The 4,751-nt window shown below is 35.7% G+C and carries 6 protein-coding genes; 1 reads left to right on the top strand and 5 read right to left on the bottom strand.

Translation table 11 applies throughout. From position 1 onward, the window contains the following. Together U9Q18_06455 and U9Q18_06450 are read right to left on the bottom strand one after the other, a co-directional pair. Nucleotides 1–228, bottom strand: a 228-nt coding sequence (locus U9Q18_06455; protein ID MEA3313998.1) for an Hsp70 family protein, incomplete at its 3' end; no start/stop codon positions are given. A gap of 1 nt (nucleotide 229) precedes the next feature. Next, entirely contained in the window at nucleotides 230–793 is a 564-nt protein-coding gene (locus U9Q18_06450; GenBank protein ID MEA3313997.1) for a nucleotide exchange factor GrpE, read from the bottom strand. A 202-nt stretch (nucleotides 794–995) separates the two neighbouring features. Here U9Q18_06450 and U9Q18_06445 point away from each other — a divergent pair, with 202 nt between their 5' ends. Beyond that, the gene (locus U9Q18_06445; protein MEA3313996.1) at nucleotides 996–1,631 is read left to right on the top strand and encodes a hemolysin III family protein; all 636 of its coding nucleotides are present in this window, start codon (nucleotides 996–998) and stop codon (nucleotides 1,629–1,631) included. 107 nt (nucleotides 1,632–1,738) lie between these two features. On the opposite strand, the gene U9Q18_06440 is transcribed toward U9Q18_06445, so the two are convergent. The 3 genes from U9Q18_06440 to U9Q18_06430 form a co-directional block, all read right to left on the bottom strand. Continuing rightward, a complete protein-coding gene (locus U9Q18_06440) occupies nucleotides 1,739–3,172 on the bottom strand; it encodes an RtcB family protein (GenBank protein ID MEA3313995.1) in 1,434 nt (477 codons plus the stop codon). A 664-nt stretch (nucleotides 3,173–3,836) separates the two neighbouring features. Next, nucleotides 3,837–4,352 (bottom strand): HXXEE domain-containing protein, encoded by a 516-nt coding sequence (locus U9Q18_06435; protein ID MEA3313994.1) that lies wholly within the window; start codon nucleotides 4,350–4,352, stop codon nucleotides 3,837–3,839. Nucleotides 4,353–4,557: 205 nt separating this feature from the next. Beyond that, a partial coding sequence (locus U9Q18_06430; protein ID MEA3313993.1) for a hypothetical protein occupies nucleotides 4,558–4,751 on the bottom strand: 194 nt, incomplete at its 5' end.

Genomic DNA, 4,751 nt, shown 5'->3' with positions numbered 1-4,751 from the left:
TAACCTTTTGACACCAGTAATGGTTCCTTTAGTATTAATTGCTGCTTGTCTTCTTGCTGGTTCTCCGATAAGAACTTGACCATCCTTTGTAAATGCAACAACTGATGGCACTGTCTTGCCTCCAACGGAAGGCCCTTCAGCTGCTGGTATGATAGTTGGCTTATTCCCTACCATTGCTGCAGCGGCTGAATTGCTTGTTCCAAGATCAATACCAATAATTCTTCCCATGTCAGTTACCTCCCTTAATTGTTATATTTTTTGGTACAGCAACTTCTACCATTGCTGTACGAAGAATTTCGTCATTTAAGTAATAACCCTTACGAAGTACTTCTAATATAGTATCAGCTTCTTTTTCAGATTCAGTAATTTTCCCTATTTCGCATAGGGCAGGATCGTACTTTTTGTCTTTGAGCTCCATCTCCCTAATTCCATGCTGGCTTAGGAATTGTTGAATCTGGTTGTGAATAAGTTTTATGCCTTCTTTTGCGCTGGACCTATCATTTTGATCTAGCGTATTGAGTGCTCTCTCAAAATTATCAAATATTTCTAGCAAATCTTTCATTAACTGCTTTTTTTCTTTCATTATTTGTTGTTCCGCTTGTTTTGCAAGTGTTTTTCTTCCTTTGTCAAAATGTTCTTGTGTTTTTATATTCTCTATCTTTAAATGTTCAAGTTCATTTTGTAATTTTTCTATTTCGGTGTTCTTTTCATTCAGTGCGCTTACAAGCTCGTCCAATTGCTCTTTAGCTGGTCTCTGTGTACCTTTTCCCGAAATGTTTTTTTTCTTTTTCATCATGCCTCCACCAATTTTAAATTAGCACTCCTTTAGATTGACTGCTAATAGTTTATTGAAAATTACATTTTAGTCAAGAGTTTAGACCATCTATTTATCCAAAATCACTATCTTTGTTCGGCAAATTAGAAAATATATGAAAGTATTTATCAATTGAAATTTTATTGCATATTTTCTAAATCTAAGTATTGTATTTAGAGATATGAAAGAATTTATGAAATTTAGGACTAGAGAAGAAATTGCAAATAGTATCACACATTTTGTTGGCTTATGCCTGAGTGTTGTTGGGCTGTTTTTTCTTATTTTTTCCGCAACATCAAGTAAAAATAACTGGCGTATATCAAGTTTTTATGTATATGGGATCAGCTTAATTATATTATACGGAGCATCTTTTTTGTATCATAGTGTACGGTCAACCCGAAAAAAGTATATAGCAAAAATGTTTGATCACTTTGCAATATATCTCTTGATTGCCGGAACTTACACGCCTTTTACATTAATATCTCTGCGAGCGGTAGGAGGAAAAAATTTATTTATATATATTTGGTGCATTGCAGCAGCAGGAATAATATTAAAAATATTCTTTATTAATACATCTAAAGTTCTGTCCACAATTATCTATTTAATTATGAGTTGGCTCATTATTATTTTCATTAATCCTTTAATAAAATCTGTGCCAGCTAATGGTATTCTACTACTTATCGTCGGCGGGGTATTTTATAGTTTAGGTACTATATTTTATTTAGGGAAAAAGATTCCATTTCATCATGCCATATGGCATTTATTTGTCCTTGGAGGCAGTATAGCACATTATTTTGCAATTTTACTTTATGTATAATTTGTATAACTGAGCATTATTTTTTTAATCGGAAGAATTTTATAACAATTATTAGTTTATACCAATAATTATACAGGATAGTAAAGAAAGAATCAAGTTTTTAAGAATTACCTCTTCAACACAAAGAGGGGCTCAGAGTGGGCCACAAGTTCAGCAAGTTGCTCTCCTATTATGGGTTTTACTACTTCATGAACATCTTTATAAGCTTCCGGGGCTTCTTCCATAATGATATGCCTCGTTTTTGCATGCAGTATGATATTTTTTTCGTCCATTTCTTTTTGTACGTGTTCTAATGTAAGTGTTTTCGCTGCTTTATGCCTGCTGAGAAGCCGTCCTGCACCATGCGCGACACTGCCAAATGTTTCCGAAAGCGATTTTTCATTACCAACAAGTATATATGAACCTCTTTTCATATCTCCGGGAAGTAGAACTGGCTGGCCTATTTCTCGATATAATCCCTTAAGATCTGGGTGCCCTTTTGGGAAAGAACGCGTTGCTCCTTTGCGATGTACTAAAAGAAGTTTCTCTTTCCCGTTTATTTTGTATTTCTCAAATTTTGCAATGTTATGTGCTACATCATAAAGAAGGTACATTCCCAATTTTGCAGGTGATTCGCTAAAAGCGGAAGAGAAATAAAGTCGTACAAAATATGTAAGAATTTGCCTGTTTACCCAGGCAAAGTTTGCAGCTGATGCCATTGCTTTAAGATACATATCTGATTCCGGAGCAGATATCGGTAACGATACAAAATCTCTATCGATGAATGGTATCCCATATTTTTCCATTTTTGGAAACATCATCTGCAGATAATCTGTTGCAACTTGATGTCCAAGCCCGCGTGAACCTGTATGAATCCAGATAAGAATTTGATCTTTAAACAAGCCAAACTGTTTTGCAATTCCCCCATTATATATCTCACTTACCTTGTCTATCTCTAAGAAATGATTGCCTGCACCAAGAGTGCCTAATTCTACTTTTCCTCTATCTATTGCCCTTTTGCTAACAAAAGATGGGTCTGCATTTCTCATTCTTCCATTTTCCTCAGTTGCATCTTCATCTTCTTTCCAGGCAAATCCTTTATTTTTTGCCCATGGGATACCGAGTCTCATTGCGTCTTTGGTTTCCTCAGAACTAAATTTTTCTTTTCCTTCAGAGCCGACTCCAGCTGGAATATTTGTAAATAGTATATTTCCCAGTTTATCCAGTTGCCCCCTTACATCCTTATAAGAAAGATTGGTTTTTATGACTCTCACTCCGCAGTTGATATCAAAACCTACTCCACCCGGAGAAACAACACCATTTTCCAAATCAAATGCGGCTACTCCACCGATTGGAAATGCATATCCCTGATGCATGTCTGGCATACCAAGTGTGCATTTTACAATTCCCGGAAGCGTTGCTACGTTGATAAGCTGTTCAAGCGCCTTATCTTTACCGACGAGTTTTACAAGGTTATCTGTGCTGTAAAGTAACACAGGCACTCTCATGTTTCCTGTTTTTTCTATCAAGTACTTAAACTTTGAAATTTTTTCAATTTTCATATTACTCGCCCCTATATATTATACATCTTTTATCACTTTCTCTTATACTCAAGGCATTCTTCTTCGTAGCGAATAACAAGATCTTTTTCCTATCCCAAATACACTGTATATGAAAATAACATCCAGATAAATGAAAACAATGTCAAAAAGGGTGAATTTAGCAATAATGCAAATATAAAGGCGAATGGCATTTCACGAAGTTGGCTTTAATCGATTTAGGTAAAGTGAAGTGGAACCAGGTATTCGCTGTTAACTGCCCTCTTAATATTTGAAAGGATCGAATTAAAGTTAAATCAAATTTATATAGATACTTTTCTTTTTTAAAAACGAGGCAGGAATTGCGTATAATGTGTGATACGAGAAGTCCGAGTGATGCAAACCACAAGTGCACTGTTATACACTGTTGTTTGCAGTATATTTTTAATTATCTCCTGAAAACAGATCTTTTTGGTATTTTCAAAGATTTCAAAGGAGTCCTCAGGAGAGTGTTTTATGAGTTCAATGAGCCTTTTTCTGCCATATTTTTGTTCTATTCTCAACCCCATATAGCAGCTAACACTATAAAACAGTCTATCATTTGAGCATTGTCCCAAGACTTCTCCTAAAACAATTTGGCGTGGCGAATCTCACCAGTCAAGTGCACGCTTGGTTAGGCTGTCTAAGTTTAATTTTTCAATATAAACTTAAACAAAACGGCATGAACAAACACTGAAAAAATAACAGTTGATACCCACCAAATAATTGGATTGGTCAGCCCATTCACGGTCACAAAATAAGCCGCATAGATAGAAACTACAAATTGCAGGCTGGCCATCACCAGCCCGGGATTCCATTTTTTAAGCCTTACACCCTGAACAATATGTGTCAGGCAATTCATAATACTGAAGACAATAATGAGTAGACCGAAACCAATATTTACAAGTGCCAATAATCCAAAAACGATGAAGGTCACCAATACCAATAATATATTGATCCAGAAAATATCTACATCATTAAGGGTTTCTTCGCCTTCCGGCAAGTTATTGATGACATGATTAATAAAGTTTTTAAAACCACCTGGCCAGAGATGCTCTTCAGTTTGATAAAAGAAGTAAAGAGGAATATTTACATAAGCCCAGAAAAGTAACTCTATAGGCTTGAAAAACCAGAATAACCAAATAGCAGAAATGACACCCAGCACAGGTGTGAGCTTTGCCCAATTTTGGTTTTCGATAATTGTTGAATCATCTCATTTCTCCTTTTGCAAATAGCGCAGTACAAAGATGCAACCTACCCTATTAGATAATTATAAATAATCTTAACTCCGTTCTTCCTTGAAATCAATAAAATGCTGTATCCAGAGAGATGTGTTATACTCATTTTGATATCTTAGTTATTAACTAATCCTACCGCGATTCCTTTGTCCTAATTCGCCGAAGCGCAGACGCCGAAACGGTAAAAAACCTTCTGGTTTCCAGCAATAAGTGGCTTAACAAAAATTCAGTGCCAATGAACACAGTGCGCGAATAATTCTTTGAATCCAAAAGTTTTTTTGTAGTGGCCTTACCGCTACTCAGCATCTTTATCACTGTGGCATCTG

The organism is Caldisericota bacterium (genome assembly GCA_034717215.1).
Lineage (GTDB): Bacteria > Caldisericota > Caldisericia > Caldisericales > Caldisericaceae > UBA646.
This window is presented reverse-complemented; position numbering and strand designations above follow the sequence as displayed.

What these genes read in the sequence shown, in the direction of transcription:
- U9Q18_06450 (MEA3313997.1), bottom strand. Translation starts at nt 793, where the DNA reads ATGAAAAAGAAAAAAAACATTTCGGGAAAAGGTACACAGAGACCAGCT.
- U9Q18_06440 (MEA3313995.1), bottom strand. Translation starts at nt 3,172, where the DNA reads ATGAAAATTGAAAAAATTTCAAAGTTTAAGTACTTGATAGAAAAAACA.
- U9Q18_06445 (MEA3313996.1), top strand. Translation starts at nt 996, where the DNA reads ATGAAAGAATTTATGAAATTTAGGACTAGAGAAGAAATTGCAAATAGT.